The sequence below is a fragment of the Desulfonatronum sp. SC1 genome (genome assembly GCF_003046795.1).
Classification (GTDB): domain Bacteria; phylum Desulfobacterota; class Desulfovibrionia; order Desulfovibrionales; family Desulfonatronaceae; genus Desulfonatronum.
Genome location: NZ_PZKN01000040.1, coordinates 12,084 through 27,496 on the forward strand (window position 1 = coordinate 12,084; position 15,413 = coordinate 27,496).

The 15,413-nt window shown below is 51.4% G+C and carries 13 protein-coding genes; 11 read left to right on the forward strand and 2 right to left on the reverse strand.

Translation table 11 applies throughout. The features are described from left to right. Window positions 1-190 precede the first annotated feature (190 nt). The 5 genes from C6366_RS16575 to C6366_RS16595 all read left to right on the forward strand — a co-directional run bounded on the left by C6366_RS16575 (window position 191) and on the right by C6366_RS16595 (window position 7,415). Window positions 191-1,408 carry a serine hydrolase gene (locus tag C6366_RS16575; RefSeq protein WP_107739962.1) on the forward strand — a complete coding sequence of 406 codons (1,218 nt, stop codon included), beginning with the start codon at window positions 191-193 and terminating at the stop codon, window positions 1,406-1,408. A gap of 259 nt (window positions 1,409-1,667) precedes the next feature. Then, window positions 1,668-2,720, forward strand: a complete 1,053-nt coding sequence (locus C6366_RS16580) for a peptidoglycan bridge formation glycyltransferase FemA/FemB family protein (protein WP_107739964.1) — start codon at window positions 1,668-1,670, stop codon at window positions 2,718-2,720. Window positions 2,721-2,781: 61 nt separating this feature from the next. Beyond that, a complete protein-coding gene (locus tag C6366_RS16585; protein ID WP_107739966.1) occupies window positions 2,782-5,388 on the forward strand; it encodes a PEP/pyruvate-binding domain-containing protein in 2,607 nt (868 codons plus the stop codon). A 936-nt stretch (window positions 5,389-6,324) separates the two neighbouring features. Beyond that, window positions 6,325-6,762, forward strand: a complete 438-nt coding sequence (locus tag C6366_RS16590; protein ID WP_107739968.1) for a disulfide bond formation protein B — start codon at window positions 6,325-6,327, stop codon at window positions 6,760-6,762. Next, on the forward strand, window positions 6,759-7,415 hold the full coding sequence (locus tag C6366_RS16595) for a thioredoxin domain-containing protein (protein WP_107739970.1): 657 nt from the start codon (window positions 6,759-6,761) through the stop codon (window positions 7,413-7,415). Before C6366_RS16590 ends, C6366_RS16595 begins: the two co-directional genes overlap by 4 nt. A 68-nt stretch (window positions 7,416-7,483) precedes the next feature. On the opposite strand, the gene C6366_RS20760 is transcribed toward C6366_RS16595, so the two are convergent. Next, window positions 7,484-7,600, reverse strand: coding sequence for a CorA family divalent cation transporter (locus C6366_RS20760; protein ID WP_107739973.1), 117 nt, complete (start codon window positions 7,598-7,600; stop codon window positions 7,484-7,486). A gap of 113 nt (window positions 7,601-7,713) precedes the next feature. Next, entirely contained in the window at window positions 7,714-8,058 is a 345-nt protein-coding gene (locus tag C6366_RS16605) for a hypothetical protein (protein WP_107739975.1), read from the reverse strand. Window positions 8,059-8,369: 311 nt separating this feature from the next. Between C6366_RS16605 and C6366_RS16610 the strand changes: the two genes are divergently transcribed. The 6 genes from C6366_RS16610 (at window position 8,370) to C6366_RS16640 (ending at window position 15,048) form a co-directional block, all read left to right on the forward strand. Next, window positions 8,370-9,101 (forward strand): DUF4145 domain-containing protein, encoded by a 732-nt coding sequence (locus tag C6366_RS16610; protein WP_107739977.1) that lies wholly within the window; start codon window positions 8,370-8,372, stop codon window positions 9,099-9,101. Window positions 9,102-9,295: 194 nt separating this feature from the next. After that, the gene (locus C6366_RS16615; RefSeq protein ID WP_107739979.1) at window positions 9,296-10,462 is read left to right on the forward strand and encodes an IS4 family transposase; all 1,167 of its coding nucleotides are present in this window, start codon (window positions 9,296-9,298) and stop codon (window positions 10,460-10,462) included. A gap of 171 nt (window positions 10,463-10,633) precedes the next feature. Then, a complete protein-coding gene (locus C6366_RS19390) occupies window positions 10,634-11,890 on the forward strand; it encodes a hypothetical protein (RefSeq protein ID WP_146164895.1) in 1,257 nt (418 codons plus the stop codon). A gap of 307 nt (window positions 11,891-12,197) precedes the next feature. Beyond that, the gene (locus C6366_RS16630; protein WP_107739985.1) at window positions 12,198-13,055 is read left to right on the forward strand and encodes a toll/interleukin-1 receptor domain-containing protein; all 858 of its coding nucleotides are present in this window, start codon (window positions 12,198-12,200) and stop codon (window positions 13,053-13,055) included. A 245-nt stretch (window positions 13,056-13,300) separates the two neighbouring features. After that, a complete protein-coding gene (locus C6366_RS16635) occupies window positions 13,301-13,942 on the forward strand; it encodes a hypothetical protein (protein WP_107739987.1) in 642 nt (213 codons plus the stop codon). Between the two features lie 266 nt (window positions 13,943-14,208). Next, window positions 14,209-15,048, forward strand: a complete 840-nt coding sequence (locus C6366_RS16640; RefSeq protein WP_107739989.1) for a class I SAM-dependent methyltransferase — start codon at window positions 14,209-14,211, stop codon at window positions 15,046-15,048. Window positions 15,049-15,413 lie beyond the last annotated feature (365 nt).

Genomic DNA, 15,413 nt, shown 5'->3' on the forward strand with positions numbered 1-15,413 from the left:
AACTGTGAAGAGTCGTGAAAGCTCCCGTGCCACCGAGCGACAAATTCGGTGGTACGGGAAACGCATCCGTTCTCCAGATACGTGGGTTGAGTCGGCAAAAGGAAGAAATTGACGAGAGGTCGACAATACTGCAAGAGGCGGCGATGAAGGGTTTGCCTGACTTCGAGCATGCAGAGATTAGGGAGGTCCCATGTCACGTCATATTTATGTTTCGAGTTTTTTGCTGCCCGGCCTCTTTTGCTTGTGGCTCCTCGGCCTCGCTGGCTCGGGCATGGCTCAGGTTGGTTTTTCGCCGCCGGACGAACTGGAAGCGACCATGTTCCGTCTGATGGACAAATGGCAGGTGCATGGAACATCCGTCGCCTTGGTGGAGGACGGGAAGGTGGTTTGGGAGGACGGGTACGGGTGGGCGGACATGGAGGCGTGGCTTCCGGCCCTGCCGGATACGGTCTTTCAGGCGGCCTCCATTTCCAAGGCCGTGAGCGCGGCGCTGGTCTTGCGGTTGGTCCAGGACGGGCTGTTGGATTTGGATAAACCGGTTTCCCGGTACGTGACTCGCTGGCGACTCCCGGAATCGGAGTTCGACCTTGACGGGGTGACGCTACGCCGGATTCTCAGCCATACCGCCGGGCTTTCCGTGCCGGGGTACATGGGCTTTTTGCCGGGCCAGCCGGTTCAGACCTTGGAAGCTTCATTGACCTCGGCTTCAGACGCCGGCGATCGGGGCGTGGCCGTGATCCTGCCGCCCGGGGAGCAGTGGGCCTACTCCGGAGGCGGCTACACCCTGATGGAACTGCTGGTCGAAGAGGTCACCGGGAGGCCGTTCGCTCAACTGGCCCGGGATCTGATTTTGAGTCCGCTGGGCATGGAATCGAGCAGCTTTGGCGACGATCCCCGGCTGCATGGTCACAAGGCCTGGTCCTACACCGCGGACAACGCCGCCGTGCCGGAATGCCGGTTCACGGCCCTGGCCGCGGCCGGGCTGTGGTCCACGGCCGGGGATTTGGGCCGCTTCGCCGCCGGGTTGACCGCGAGCGGACCGGAGAAAGGAGAGGGCGGTCACAGCCTGGGTTTTGAGCGCTCACTCCTGCGGGACATGCTTTCCCCTCAGCCCGGCGCAAAAAGCGGACTGGTCTTTTCCGGAAGCCGCTGGGGGCTTGGGCTGGGGCTGTTGGATCTCCCGGACGGCCAAGGCTTGTTGGCCTTTCATCCCGGCGACAATCTCCCGGCTTGGCATTCTTTGCTGGCATTCCTGCACGGCCATGAGCCGGACGGCTCCCAGGTACGGGGCCTTGCTGTTTTGACCAATGGCGAACACGGAGACGAACTGGTTCTGGACGTCGTGTGTCTGTGGCTGGCGGCGGTGAGGGTGCGAGGTGTTGCGGAATGTCTGGAGAGGACGCCTTGAGCTAGGTTGAAAAAAACTACAATGAAAAAAAGATGCGGATAAACGTCTTTGTTGCCATTAAATCGATGCCTTAACGCATTCCAAAATGTGTTTTTCGCGGTGCTGTTTGCAGGAGCTTGCCTTTTCTAGATGGCCGGGGTAAATATAGAGAAATTTTTCAGCGACACATTCTTTTTGTACTTTGTACCCAAAATGGGCTCCGGTTTTGCCGGAGCCCATTTTGTTTTTTTGAAAAGAGCAGCATCAAGGAGTTAGATCAATGCTTCGACTTTCCTCGAAAAGAACACAGGCGCTTTACCCAACAAATATTCTTTATCAAAGTCGGTACTGGGCTCAAGTGAAAAAGACAAGTGGACTGGAAACAGTAGCCTACAATATCGTTTTTTCAAATAAATGGAGTGACGTACTCGTGCTTATCCAGCGAAATACCAATAACGACCTGTATGCCTGTATTCCACAGGGGCCTGAGTTTTCCCCGAGAATCGACGAATACGGGCCTTTTCTCGAAGAATTTTCCGAGTCTTTGGTCGACATTTTCGGTCATGGCATTGCCTTTATCCGTTTTGATCTGCCCTGGATGTCTCCGTACGCCGAGGAAATGCGGGAAAATGGGTTGAGTGCCTTTCCCGAGGCTAGGCTTCAGGAATTACGGATGAACATGGGGACGCGAAATTGGAAATTGAAGAAAGCGCCTATGGATATGTCCGTGGCCAGTTCCCTGATCGTGAACATCGATGGTTCGGAGCAAATGATCCTGTCACGCATGAAGCCAAAGACTCGATATAATATCGGCTTGGCCCGACGCAAAGGGATCACGGTTCAACGGACATCCATGGAGAGGCTTCCGGCTTTTTACGATCTTTACCGACAAACAGCGGCGCGAAACGGTTTTTTTATCCACGAGCCTTCACATTTCGCGGCCATGTTTCTTGCTCAAGCGCATTGCCGGAAGCATTCGGAAATCTTCCTGTTGTTGGCTCACCATGGGGTTGATCTTCTGGCCGGAGCAATCGTGGCCGTATCGGGGAGGGTAGCCTACTACCTATACGGTGCTTCCGCAGATATGAAACGCAATCTCATGGCACCGTATCTCCTACATTGGGAAGGAATGCTCTATGCAAGAGAACAAGGATGCACGGCTTACGATATGGGAGGTGTCTCTCCTGGGTTGGATTCGTCTCATCCTTTCCATGGGCTATATCGGTTCAAGACGGGTTTTGGCGGTAGGATCGAGCTGAGATGCGGTTCTTGGGATTACCCAGTTGATCCGGGAAAATACAAGGCGAATCAGCGTCGCACAAAGGGAAGATAAGCCATTTGCCAGAAATAAAGAATAATTTCAGTGGATAGTAAGTCAAATAAGGATAGTGAAAATGATCGATTATCTCAGGGAATGGATCGGGGCCGACGTCAAATCAGAAACCGAGACGGAGGTTTTCGCGGAGCGGTACAATATCTTCAAGGAGTTTTTGGAGAAGAACACCGCCTCGCTTCATGTGATCAACGACATTGAAGACATGATGCTCAATCCCGACTCGTTCGATTACGACGAGGTCGTTGTTTTGTGTGAGCGTCTCGTGGTCATTGTTCGCGATCTTTCATCCGATCTGGATGCGCTGTCCCGAAATCGATTCACGAATCTCAGGAGCGTCGCCGACAGGATCGGCCGGTCCGTTCTCAAGGAGCTGCGGGGACGGCAAAAGCTGGAAAAGAGCAATTGGACCATCTCCCTGGCCAACTTGAGTCGCGAGAAAAGCGCGTTGGTGGGGAACAAGGCGGCCAACTTGGCCGATATTTCAAACAGGGCGCACTTGCCCGCGCCCAAGGGGTTCGCGGTCACGGCCTTCTCGTGTCACCATTTTTTCAAGCAGGCGGGAATCTATGAAAAGGTCAAGCGTCGGCTGCGGCAACTCGACGTCCGGGACATGGAACGTCTCGAAACGGTCTGCGCCGAGATTAAGGTCCTGATTCTCGGCTCGCGGTTGCCCGACGACGTCGCGAGGGCCATCCTTCACGAGGCCCGGGTTTTAGTCGGCGATCTCGGCGCGGATTTGCGTTTCGCCGTTCGCAGCAGCGCCAGCGCCGAGGATTCTCCGTCTTCTTCCTTTGCCGGACAGTACGACAGCTTCTTGAACGTCCCCGTCGACAATCTGCTTGCGGCCTATAAAGAGGTCGTGGCCGGGATGTTCAACCCCAGGGCGGTATTCTACCGGCGTGGCAAGGGATATCGGGACATCGACGATCTGATGAGCGTTCTGTGCGTGGCCATGGTGGATGCTGTGTCCAGCGGTTGCCTGTACACCATTGACCCGAACTATCACGTGGTCGACAACATCTGCGTCAATGCCAACTGGGGCCTTGGGGTGAGCGTCGTGGACGGGTCGGCGAGAACCGACTACTGGCGGATCTGCCGGGAGACCAGGGAGGTTCTGGAGCAGGAGATTGCCGGAAAAGACACCATGCTCATCATGGACAAGGAACAGGGGCTGCGCCTGAGCGAGACGCCCCCGGCCCGGCGGAACGCTCCCTGTCTGACCTCCGAACAGCTCCGCGTCCTGACCGACTACGGGTTGAAGCTGGAAGAGCATTTCGGCACGCCTTTGGATATAGAATGGGCCCTGGATCAAGCCGGCAAGATCATCATCCTGCAAGCCCGCCCCTTGCAAAGGGTCACGGACGATATGCCCGTCGAAGAGCTGGGGAGGGACGTCCACGTGCCCAGAGAGCGGGTTCTGATCCACGCGGGCATGACCGCCGCCCCCGGCGCGGCCAGCGGCCCGGCGTATATCCTGGAGGATGATCAAAGCCTGGCCGACATTCCTGAAGGCTCCATCCTCGTGGCTCGCCAGACATCACCGAACCTTGTTCCGGCCATGAGCAGGGTCAAGGGGATCGTGACGGATGTGGGCAGCGTCACCGGTCACATGGCTTCCGTGGCCAGGGAGTTCAAGATTCCGACCCTGGTCGGGATCGAAACCGGGACGCGGACCATTCAAGCCGGGGACATCATTACCTTGGACGCCACCCGCAGGACCATTTACAAGGGAGAAGTGCCCGCCGTCATCCGGCAAAAGGCTCCGGCCAACCTGATCGCGGACAGTCCGGTCCATATCCGTGTTCGCGGGGTGTTGAACAAGGTCGTTCCGCTGAACCTGCTCGACCCGCGAAGCGCGGAGTTCACCCCGGAGGGCTGCGCCACGTTGCACGACGTGATTCGTTTTGCCCACGAAATGGCGATGCGGGAGATGTTTCACCTGGGAGACGGGCTCAGGGGCCGAGCCGGGGCCGGACGGATCGGAAAGAAGCTGCGCGATACGCCCCTGAACGCCTATGTCCTGGACCTGGGCGGAGGGATCGAACGGACGGGGAACTCTGAAAAAAATGCGGACGAGGTCGCCGTGGAGGAGATCGCCTCGGTGCCGTTCCAGGCCCTGCTCAAAGGCGTGACCCATGAAAAGGTGCGTTGGTCCGGCCCGATCCGGCTGAACATGCGGGGGCTCTTGGCCGTGGTCGCGGAAGGCGTGCTCAACGATCCGCACTTTCACGGAGGCCTGGGAGAGCCCAATTACGCCATTATTTCCAAAAGGTATCTCAATTTCAACGCCCGGCTCGGCTACCACTTCGCGACCATCGACTCCTTTTGCTCCGAGCAGGTCAACTCCAACTACGTGACCTTCTCGTTCAAAGGCGGTGCAGCGGACGTGGGACGGCGGACGAGACGAGCCGAACTGATGGCCCTGATCCTCAAAAGGATGGGGTTTCGGGTCGAGCACAAGGGCGACCTGCTCAAGGCTGAAATGCGAAAATACGATGTGGGGCGACTAACGGAGAAGCTGGACCTTATCGGGCGTCTGTTAGGCTCCGTGCGGCTGCTGGACATGGTCCTGACCGACGATGGAGAACTTCAGTGGTATGCGGAGGAATTCTTCAAAGGTAACTATACATTTGAACAACAGTCTTCGCGAGTTTTGGGTCGCTGATGTTCACACGGAGCTGAATTATAGTGGACTCCATATTTCGGACAAGTGGCTCGGCAGGATATATGGTAGAAAGGTGGGCTCATCTCCCACCTTTCAGGCTTTGCCCTGGGCGGGTTTCTGCTGTTCGCGGGCACCGCGGCCGTTTCCTCCGAAGCCTTGGACGGGGCCGTGTGGTTCAATGGTCGTACGTGCGGACCCGGTTCCAGGGGCGGATGCCGATGAGGGGCATCCCGGTCCTGGTTTTGAAGCTCTTCTCGGTTAAACTGAAAAGCCACGATCAAATTCATAATTTTGACATGCGGTTTTCGGCGCGGTAAAGTTTACAAATGCGTGTGCTGTTTGCAAGGGTGCTTGTTTTGCTCGTCCTGCTGACGACCTCTTTTGCCGCAAGTGGGGCAGGGGCTGTTGTTTCGGCGTTGCTTCACCCTGCTGACGTGGACTCCTGCTGCATGCCGTTCAGCCCTGATGTCAGCCCTGATGAGCCCGCGAACCCAACCCCATGCACGGAGCAGGGGTGTCTCTGTCTTTTTTGCCTGAAACTGCTCACGTCCTTCCTTCCCGAGGCCACCCTTGGCCTTCCGTTGACAATCACCTTCGCCCGCCCGCCCTTTGCGCGCCCTCCCTCGGACTTGGTCCGTCGTATCGACTTCCCTCCTGAACTTTCCTGATCTTGTTTGCTCGTAACTGCTCAGCACATTTTGTGTCCGCTCTTGCTCCGGCAATCGGGGTCGGTGCTTCGCTCTCGGATTCGGAATCGAAACAGGAATTTTGAACGCATCCCCGCGTTTTGACCCCGATCCCGATTCCGACCCCGGCAACGGCATTACTCCGTGCTGCGTGTTGAAAAAAACTTTGGCAACAGTCTATAAAAAACACCAATTGCCGCGTTGCTGCGATTGGGTGTTTTTTTCTGACTGCTATGGGAGGTCAATCCGCATGGCTTCTACGGATAGCATGAATAATCCAGGCTGGAACATTCTCTTTCTGGCTTGGCTGCTGACCATTGCGTCCGCACTGACGAGCATTTTCTTCAGTGCCGTGATGCAACTGCCCCCGTGCGTTCTCTGCTGGTACCAGCGCATCTTTCTCTTTCCCTTGGCGTTCATATTCACCACGGGTCTCTTTTTCTGCGACAAGAGCGTGGTGCGCTACGCCCTGCCTCTGGCAGGCGCGGGCTGGCTCGTGGCCCTGTACCAAAATCTGCTTGTTTACGGGATAGTCCCGGAGAGCATCAAGCCGTGCAGTCAGGGGGTCTCCTGCACGGAGAGTTATTTCGACCTCCTCGGTTTTCTGACGATTCCCGTGCTCTCATTCATGGCTTTCACGATCATTCTAGTGCTACTGTACACCTTCAATAGGAGAATTTCACAATGAGGAAACAATATCTCGTTGCCGCCGCCGGTCTGCTCCTGGGTCTGCTCTTCATCATCGCAACCCATGTCTACCAGACGCAGCAAGCCCAGAAGCTGGACTTTCTGGCCCGGGAAGACGCCGAAGTCTTTGTCCGGCCTCATTCACCCACCCTGGGCAGCCCGGATGCCCGGGTCACCCTGGTGGAATTCATGGACCCGGCCTGCGAGACATGCGCCGCGTTCTCTCCCTTTGTGAAGAAACTGATGGACGACAATCCCGGCAAAATCAGGCTGGTTTTGCGATACGCTCCGTTCCACGACGGGGCCGATGATTTCGTGCGCATCCTCGAAGCAGCGGGCAATCAGGGCAAATACTGGGAAACGCTGGACATCATGTACCAGAGCCAGGGCCACTGGGCCAGCCACCAGAATCCGCAACCGCATCTGCTCTGGAACTTCGTGGCCATGGCCGAAGTGGACCTGGACATGGTCAGAAACGACATGAACGAACCAAGAATCCAGCGCATCCTGGAGCAGGACATTGTCGACGCCAGGGCGCTCAACGTCACCAAAACCCCAGGCTTTTTCGTCAACGGCAAACCCTTGACGACCTTTGGCTTCAAGCAGTTGCAGCAACTGGTGGAGTCGGAAATCGCGCGGATGTACCCACAGTGAGCCGACGCTGAAAAAGGAGCGGAGACGATACCGTGTCCCAGGACAAACCGTCCGATGACACGGCATCGTCACCGCCACGCCCAGCATGAACAGCAGGACCAAGGATAGGCCCATGACCACCGCGGTTCAGGCATGAGTTTGAAATCCATGCCGCAGCCCCCGGCGATGAAGGTCAGGGGGGCCATAACTCTGAACAGCAGGACAAACTCCTAATGCTCCCCTGGGCCTACGCAACGCCTCTCGACGGACCTTGAAACGAACAGGGTTCAGATACGATTGCTTCCACTTAAAATGTCGTTTAACTGAGTGTTGAAAAAGTCCTTATCCACAGTCCGTTTAAAAATCCCAAGTGCAAGGAGCAAAAAAAGTTCAAGGTCGAAGCGTATTTATTCATACGTGAGAGTTTGTACTTTTTGTAGCGACGCAGCAATTGGGAGTTTTTCAACGGACTGTTAAAGGCTTCAACATTTAGGGATGATTTAGAACCTGTTGACATTTCCAGAGTTGAACCGCCCACTTCGCTCAGGGCGTGAAGGTCGCGAAGAAGCTTATCCTTGGCGTACCTCGGGCCTTGAGCGACCAACGGAAGCGGGCGGTCCGTTTCTTCATCCGAGGTTAAAACAATTTTGTGTTCACGGTGCATCCATCATTTCCTCCGAGGTTGGCTTTATGTCCCGCATTTTTGGGCGATCATATGGCTGCCGTATAAAGCTAACCTCAGTACAACGCATAATGCTGACCTCGGCGTCAAGAAATATCTGGCATGTGTTTCTTAATAGCCTGAAATAGTAGAATAAGTGTCGGTTGTTTTTTCGGAAAATGCTTGCAAATCAGCAGGTGTTAAGGCCGGGAATTTTGAGGTACGGAATTATGTGAGTTCCGCATAATAACACTGTTATACAATCCAATACTAAGTCAATAGATCACAATTGTATTCTTTGGATATAAAACATCATGAATGATCAATATGACATTATTAAAGAGGGTCAGACGGAAGATAAAGAGTTAATCATCTTGTGTGGAGTATGTAAAACTGAAACTACACACATCGTTTTAAAATCGATTAGCCATCATTATGGCAACGAAGCCGTCGATGGAAGGACAGAGTATCAGATAGTCCAGTGCCAGGGCTGCAAGTGTCCATCTTTTCGTGATGAAGGTGTCTTTTCTGAGGATTGGGATCCAGGAACTGGTCCAAACGTTAGGGTCCACATTTATCCGGAAAGATCTTCTCAAATGTTGGATTTAAAACACTTCTATGAGATTCCTCCCAATTTAAGCCAGATTTATGAAGAAATAATTGCGTGTTTTAATCAAGGTAACAGAATTTTATGTGCTGCTGGGTTAAGATCTTTAATTGAGGGAATATGCTCAGTCAAAGGAATTAAAAAGGGTCTTGTTGAATACAAGGACAAAAGTGGAAAAATTATACAAAAACAAGACAATGGATTATGGGGTAAAATTTCTGGTTTGTCAGAAAACGGAATACTAACAAAAAATAATGCTGAATTCTTGAATAATTTTAGATTCTTAGGAAATGATGCATTGCATAATCTTTCGGCTCCATCCAAAGAAGAGTTGCGAATTTCAATTGAAATAGTTGAACATATACTCGAGAACATTTTTGAAATAGAAAAAAAAGTAGAGCGGCTTAAAAAACATATGGATAAAAGAAGAATTAAATAATCAAGATCAATATATGATATGAAGTTTTAAAAACTGATTTAATAAAAAATGTCACTAGTGTCCCAATGTTTTTCATCAATCAATGCTTAACAATCTGTAAAATATGACTTTTTATTCTTTTTTGGCTGTTACCGATTTGAACATCCAGCAGCTCGCACCTTATACCTCTTGCTACTTTTTTCAGGAGGTATGCGGTGTTAACTGGAAAGCTCATATTTTCTCAGATCATGGAATATTTGCCGTTGCACATGTTTAGGCGAATTGTTCAACGCTACGATGGAAACCGGAAAGTTCATCAGTTTTCCTGCCTCGACCAGTTTCTATGCATGGCTTTTGCACAATTGACCTACCGAGAGAGCCTCAGAGATATCGAGGCCTGTTTACGTTCCCAACAAGGCAAGCTTTACCACATGGGAATTCGTGCTCAGGTCTCCAGGAATACCTTAGCCAATGCCAACAAAGTCCGAGACTGGAGAATTTATGCGGACATTGCTCAAAACCTAATTCAGATCGCCCGCAACCTTTATATCGACGACGAATTCGATCTCGAATTGCAAAATACCGCCTACGCCTTGGATTCAACAACCATAGATCTATGCCTTGCAATGTTTCCCTGGGCCAATTTTCGCAAGTCGAAGGGGGCTATCAAACTACACACATTGCTGGACCTACGAGGGAATATTCCGACTTTTATCCACATATCCGACGGAAAGCTCCACGACGTCAACGTGTTGGATATACTGCCAATCGAGGTTGGATCGTTTTATGTCATGGATCGAGGTTACGTAGACTTCAGGCGTCTTTATGCTTTTTCCCAAAGAGCAGCCTTTTTTGTAATCCGGGCCAAAGCAAATCTTCAATACGACAGGATCTATTCTCACCAGGTCGATCGAACAACAGGTCTGATTTGCGACCAATCCGTAGTGCTAACTGGCTATTATCAATACAAGAATTATCCAGAAAAGTTACGCAGGGTGAAATACAAAGATCCGGAAAGCCAAAAAACATACGTATTTTTAACCAACAATTTTGTTCTCCCAGCATTCACTATCACAGAGCTATACCGTTATCGTTGGCAAGCGGAGCTGTTTTTTAAGTGGATAAAGCAAAATTTGCGCATAAAGCGTTTCTATGGAAACTCAACCAATGCGGTCAAAACGCAAATCTGGATCGCGATTTCGACATTTTTGATTGTTGCCATCATGAAAAAAGAACTCAAAATCAATGCTTCACTCTACACAATTCTACAGATTTTGAGCGTGAACATCTTCGAACGAATTCCATTATTACAGATAGTTGGAAATTGCAGCTACGAAAACGAAATCACGTCGAGCACTAAGCAGCTGAGTTTGTTTGGTTAAACGTTGGGACACTAGTGAAAAAATGTATAACAACCTGGGTGCAGGGGACGCTTTTCGCTGCGCTACAAGCGCCCCTGACCCGTGACGTTGGGCATCAAAGAAAACCTAAATCAGCGGTTTGACGTACGTTAGAGTGACGGAAAGTCCGCAGCCTTAAGAGATACATCCGCAATGACGGAAATTCCAAAACGCTTAGCCCCAAAAAGTGACGTGTTAAGGCGGCTTTACCTGCTGGCCGGCAATCAGTGCGCTTACCCCGATTGTAACCACCCAATCATTCTGCAAGACGGGACGTATGTCGGAGAACTTTGCCATATTCGTGCAGCGGAGAGTGGCGGCGAGCGGTTTGATGAGACCCAAACTAATGAAGACCGCAGGTCTTTTGAAAACTTGTTGTTCTTGTGTCATGACCACCACGTAATTACAAACGATGTCAGCTTGTACCCACCTGAGCGAATGGAAGAAATAAAAAGCAAACACGAATCCAATTTCGCGAAAGGCATTGCTGGACTCGAGCGTGCTGAAGGAATTGAAATTTCTGATTCTATAGTTGCATTTGGTGGAACCGGAGGGTCTTCAATTGCGGCGGGCGGAGGTGGTGGTGCGGCAATCGGCGATGGGGCGCGGGCAGGAGACGGAGGGCCAGGCGGACGCATCACAAATTTCGGAGAATTGGATCTAGAGGCTTTGATTAACGCCGTTCCGGACGATGATCGGAATATTGGATCAGGTGGTCGCGGTGCTACAGCTGTCGGGGATGGGGCTGTGGCTGGTGACGGAGGTGGTGGGGGAGATTCCGTGGTTAGTTTGCTAAGCGGCGAAATGATGCAGCGCATCGGTGTTGAGAAAATTCATGTGCGGGTTGGAACGGGAGGCTTAGCCAGCGGGAATGATGGCCAGCCCACTGGTTATGACCTAATTGATGATAGAGGAAATATACTAGTTTCCGTGAATGCGCCGGGTGGTAAGTCTGGTGGGCAGCCTAAAGGGAGCTTGAATGGCGATCAGGCCTACAACAGCATTTCGACCGAAATATCAAAGACTTTCGTCAAGGCGGCATTTTTCTCAAATTCGGTCGAAGTGCACGAATCCGGGCTCTTTTCGGTTTTGTCTGGCGGTTGGGACTTCTTTTCCTCCAACATATTCCCGTTAAAACCGGTATGGCCGTTGCTCGTACATTTGGCTATCGGAGGTGTTCAACCAGGTGGGGTCCTGGGCCTTTCAATTGTTTTAATCAATCCGGATCAAACGGAGGTTGAGTTGGAAGAAATCGATGTCACACGCGATAGCACCGCGAGTAGTCCATCAACGTTGATTTTTCGTTTGCTTAAGCCAGAAATTACCTGTCCAGGGGTATGGGTGTTTTCCATACGCTCAGCTGATCGAGAACTCTCCAGGGTACCTATCGAAGTCAGGAAGGCTAAATGATCGTGGGAGCGTTGATGCCCAACAAATCGCTGCAGGTGACGTTTGACCCGCCACCCATTTTTGCTGTCGCAAGAACGGGCGTCGCCTCAAACGGACCTGAGCTCAGGCGTTCCCGCGACGCTTCCGCGTCGCGGGAACGGGCCGGGGCTGACTGCGTCCATCCGGTTGCCCTCGCCGCGGAAGCCGCGTCGAGAACAACCGGCTGGACCGGACTTCGGCCTGTCCTTCCGCAAGCGAGCTTGCTCCAGAACAGGCCGAAGCCGGTCAGCCCCGGCCCGTTAGCTGCAAAGATTAGAGGATTTTATAGATGAAACCATCAGACAGAATTAACCTTATTAAAGAAATATCTGCATTTCTAGGAAAAGAAAATTGGACGCTGATTGATCTAACTCTAAAACAATTCAAATTTCCATGGTCTGATCAATGGAACGGAAATAGCACCGAAGATTATATAATTGATATGATCAGTAACGCAGAAGATCAATCCTTAGTGGATTTAGCAAAACATCTTGGAGTTGTTACTGAGCTTGAGTCTTCTGAACAACCGGCATTCTGGTCTCCAAATCAACCACGTATTTTTTTGAGCCATCTTGCAACTGAAAAAAGATCTTTAAAAATTTTTAAAGCGGAGCTGGGGAAATATGGACTCGCATGTTTCGTCGCTCATGAAGATATAGAACCTACAAAAGAATGGCAGTCAGAAATTGAGATTGCCTTGACCACGATGGATGCACTTGTAGCATACCTGACACCAGGATTTAATGAAAGTAAATGGACGGATCAAGAAATTGGTGTTGCAATTGGGCGTAAGGTCCCAATTGTTCCATTGAAAGTTGGAATTGATCCTTATGGGTTCATCGGTAAGTATCAAGCCCTTCAAGCAAAAGACCGCATGCCAAATGAAGTTGCACGAGAGATCGTTGAACTATTGGCTGCAAAGCCTCAGATTGCATTTAAAATATCAAACGCCTTGGTCGAGCGCCTTGAAGATTCATCATCTTGGGCAGAGTCAAAACGAGTAATGGATTTAATAGAAAAATGCCGTCAATTTTCCGATGAGGTTCTTGAGAGGCTCAAGGCTGCACCAAAAGATAATTCACAAGTACGTGATGCTTGGGGTGTTCCTGAGCGAATTAAAACCATTGTAGAAAAAATTAGCAGCTAACCATGCTCTTGCAGCGGATCGCAAGGAACCGCGCCCGCTGAAGAGCCGCGTTCCCGCGACGCATCCGCGTCGCGGGAACGGGCCGGGGCTGACTGCGTCCAGTCGGTTGCCCTCGCCGCGGATGCCGCGTCGAGAACAACCGACTGGACCGGACCTCGGCCTGTCCTTCCGCAAGCGAGCTTGCTCCAGAACAGGCCGAAGCCGGTCAGCCCCGGCCCGTTATGCGTCTCGATTGATAATGTGACATGAAAAATACAGATAAAATCTTGCTAGTAAAGATACTCACTATAGATCGGGTAGACGGATTTTTGGATGGGAATATTTATATGAATTCGGACGCATATTTTTCAAAAATCGACCAGAGTGACGCAGCTCGATTTGATGCAGATGAAGATGTAGATGAAGCTTTACAGGTAAAAGAACTTGCTATACGAAACGATGAAGGTGAATATGTTCCTATTGGCGGCATAATAAATCCTATCCGCTGTAGATATGGAAGCAGAGAGCACCTGAACATATTTTGTTTGCATATGATCGTGGATCTGCCGGAATATGATTTTGATGAAAGAAACATACAGTTTGGTGAGGCTGCAATCGTAATTCGAGATGCCAAAGAGTTTACTAATCGAATGCGTTCCGCCTCTGAAGCGCTCGGACGCAAGATTCATCATGGCCCCGTAACATATCTAAATAAAACCACGCACCACGGCGTTATTGGTCCTTTTAGGAAATTTGATGAATTCGCGTATCAGAGTGAATTTCGCTATGTATTGCACAAAGGCGATGGGAATACAACCACGGTAAAACTTGGCGACATTCGAGATATTTGTTTTTCGATACCATCGAAAGATATTCCTAAACTTATACATAGGAAAGGCGCGGGATAGGGTGTGTACACCGACGCATAACAAAACTAATGCAGCCGACGCAAAAGCCGCGCGGCTGATTAGCGCCGTTCCCGCGACGCATCCGCGTCGCGGGAACGGCGCCGGGGCTGACTGCGTCCAGTCGGTTGCCCTCGCCGCGGATTCCGCGTCGAGAACAACCGACTGGACCGGACTTCGGCCTGTCCTTCCGCAAGCGAGCTTGCTCCAGAACAGGCCGAAGCCGGTCAGCCCCGGCCCGTTCTGTGCAATGCCGCTAAGGAGAGAAAATGTTTGAAGAGTTGGAAAGGATCAACGAACGGCCTGAACCGTTCCAATTTTATACCGCGAGAGATCTCTGGACTGATGAGCATACGTCAGCCCAGATGCTCTCTTGCCACCTCAATGAGGCCATCGACCTCTCTTCGCGAAATGCACAGTTCATCAACGGATCGGTGGAGTGGATCGTTTCCCGCTTTAACATCGGCAAGGATACCAAGATCGCCGATTTCGGCTGCGGTCCAGGATTGTACGTAACGAGTTTAGCCAAGCGCCAGGCGAATGTGACAGGCATAGATTTCTCGAGAAGGTCTATCGAGTACGCAAGGGCGGTCGCGGCCAGCGAGCATCTGAACATCAACTACGTGACGCAGAATTACCTGGACTTTGAGACAGAAGACCGGTTCGACCTTGTCCTTATGGTCATGTGCGACTTCTGCGCCCTCAGCCCTACCCAAAGAAGAGGGATTCTGAGCAAATTCCACAAAATCCTAAAGCCGGGCGGTTCGGTACTCCTTGATGTGTATTCGCTGGCGGCATTTGACCAACGGGAAGAGGCCGTGACATGCGAAGTGAACCTCCTCAACGGATTCTGGTCACCAAACAAGTACTATGGATTTCTAAATTCTTTCAAATACGACGAAGAAAAGGTTGTGCTTGACAAGTACACGATTGTCGAATCCGATCGCACCAGAACGGTGTACAACTGGCTGCAATATTTTGCTCCTGAAGAACTTGAGAGGGAGTTTGTGGAGGGCGGCTTTTGCATTGAGACGCTCTATTCAGACGTCGCCGGAACCCCGTACGATCGAAATTCGAGCGAATTTGCGGTCATCGCCAAGAGGGCATAGCCCGTCACAGAACAATGCCATGCACTCGGACGGGAATTCCGCTCCGCTCCATTCCCGCCGGTGATGCGCGACTTACAAAGCAAGGGAGAGTGAGCAGCAATGATCGCCAGAGAATGGAAATGTTTGGTGCCTGAAGACCACAGCGAGAGGTTCACGGCCTATCTGTATGAAACTGGCGTCAAGGATTCATCGGCAACACCCGGTTTTTTCGGCGCTCAGATATTCCGTCGGTCTCTGACAGGACTTTAACCGCATCGCGCCAAATCCAGCCTTTTCCGCAATAATTTCTGCATGTTAACCTGGCCCTTTGCGTAAGACCCTACTGATATCTCTGCTTTTTTGTCAAAAAAACGTTTAATTTTATA

What these genes read in the sequence shown, in the direction of transcription:
- C6366_RS16575 (WP_107739962.1), top strand. Translation starts at nt 191, where the DNA reads ATGTCACGTCATATTTATGTTTCGAGTTTTTTGCTGCCCGGCCTCTTT.
- C6366_RS16580 (WP_107739964.1), top strand. Translation starts at nt 1,668, where the DNA reads ATGCTTCGACTTTCCTCGAAAAGAACACAGGCGCTTTACCCAACAAAT.
- C6366_RS16585 (WP_107739966.1), top strand. Translation starts at nt 2,782, where the DNA reads ATGATCGATTATCTCAGGGAATGGATCGGGGCCGACGTCAAATCAGAA.
- C6366_RS16590 (WP_107739968.1), top strand. Translation starts at nt 6,325, where the DNA reads ATGGCTTCTACGGATAGCATGAATAATCCAGGCTGGAACATTCTCTTT.
- C6366_RS16595 (WP_107739970.1), top strand. Translation starts at nt 6,759, where the DNA reads ATGAGGAAACAATATCTCGTTGCCGCCGCCGGTCTGCTCCTGGGTCTG.
- C6366_RS20760 (WP_107739973.1), bottom strand. Translation starts at nt 7,600, where the DNA reads ATGGCCCCCCTGACCTTCATCGCCGGGGGCTGCGGCATGGATTTCAAA.
- C6366_RS16605 (WP_107739975.1), bottom strand. Translation starts at nt 8,058, where the DNA reads ATGCACCGTGAACACAAAATTGTTTTAACCTCGGATGAAGAAACGGAC.
- C6366_RS16610 (WP_107739977.1), top strand. Translation starts at nt 8,370, where the DNA reads ATGAATGATCAATATGACATTATTAAAGAGGGTCAGACGGAAGATAAA.
- C6366_RS19390 (WP_146164895.1), top strand. Translation starts at nt 10,634, where the DNA reads ATGACGGAAATTCCAAAACGCTTAGCCCCAAAAAGTGACGTGTTAAGG.
- C6366_RS16630 (WP_107739985.1), top strand. Translation starts at nt 12,198, where the DNA reads ATGAAACCATCAGACAGAATTAACCTTATTAAAGAAATATCTGCATTT.
- C6366_RS16635 (WP_107739987.1), top strand. Translation starts at nt 13,301, where the DNA reads ATGAAAAATACAGATAAAATCTTGCTAGTAAAGATACTCACTATAGAT.
- C6366_RS16640 (WP_107739989.1), top strand. Translation starts at nt 14,209, where the DNA reads ATGTTTGAAGAGTTGGAAAGGATCAACGAACGGCCTGAACCGTTCCAA.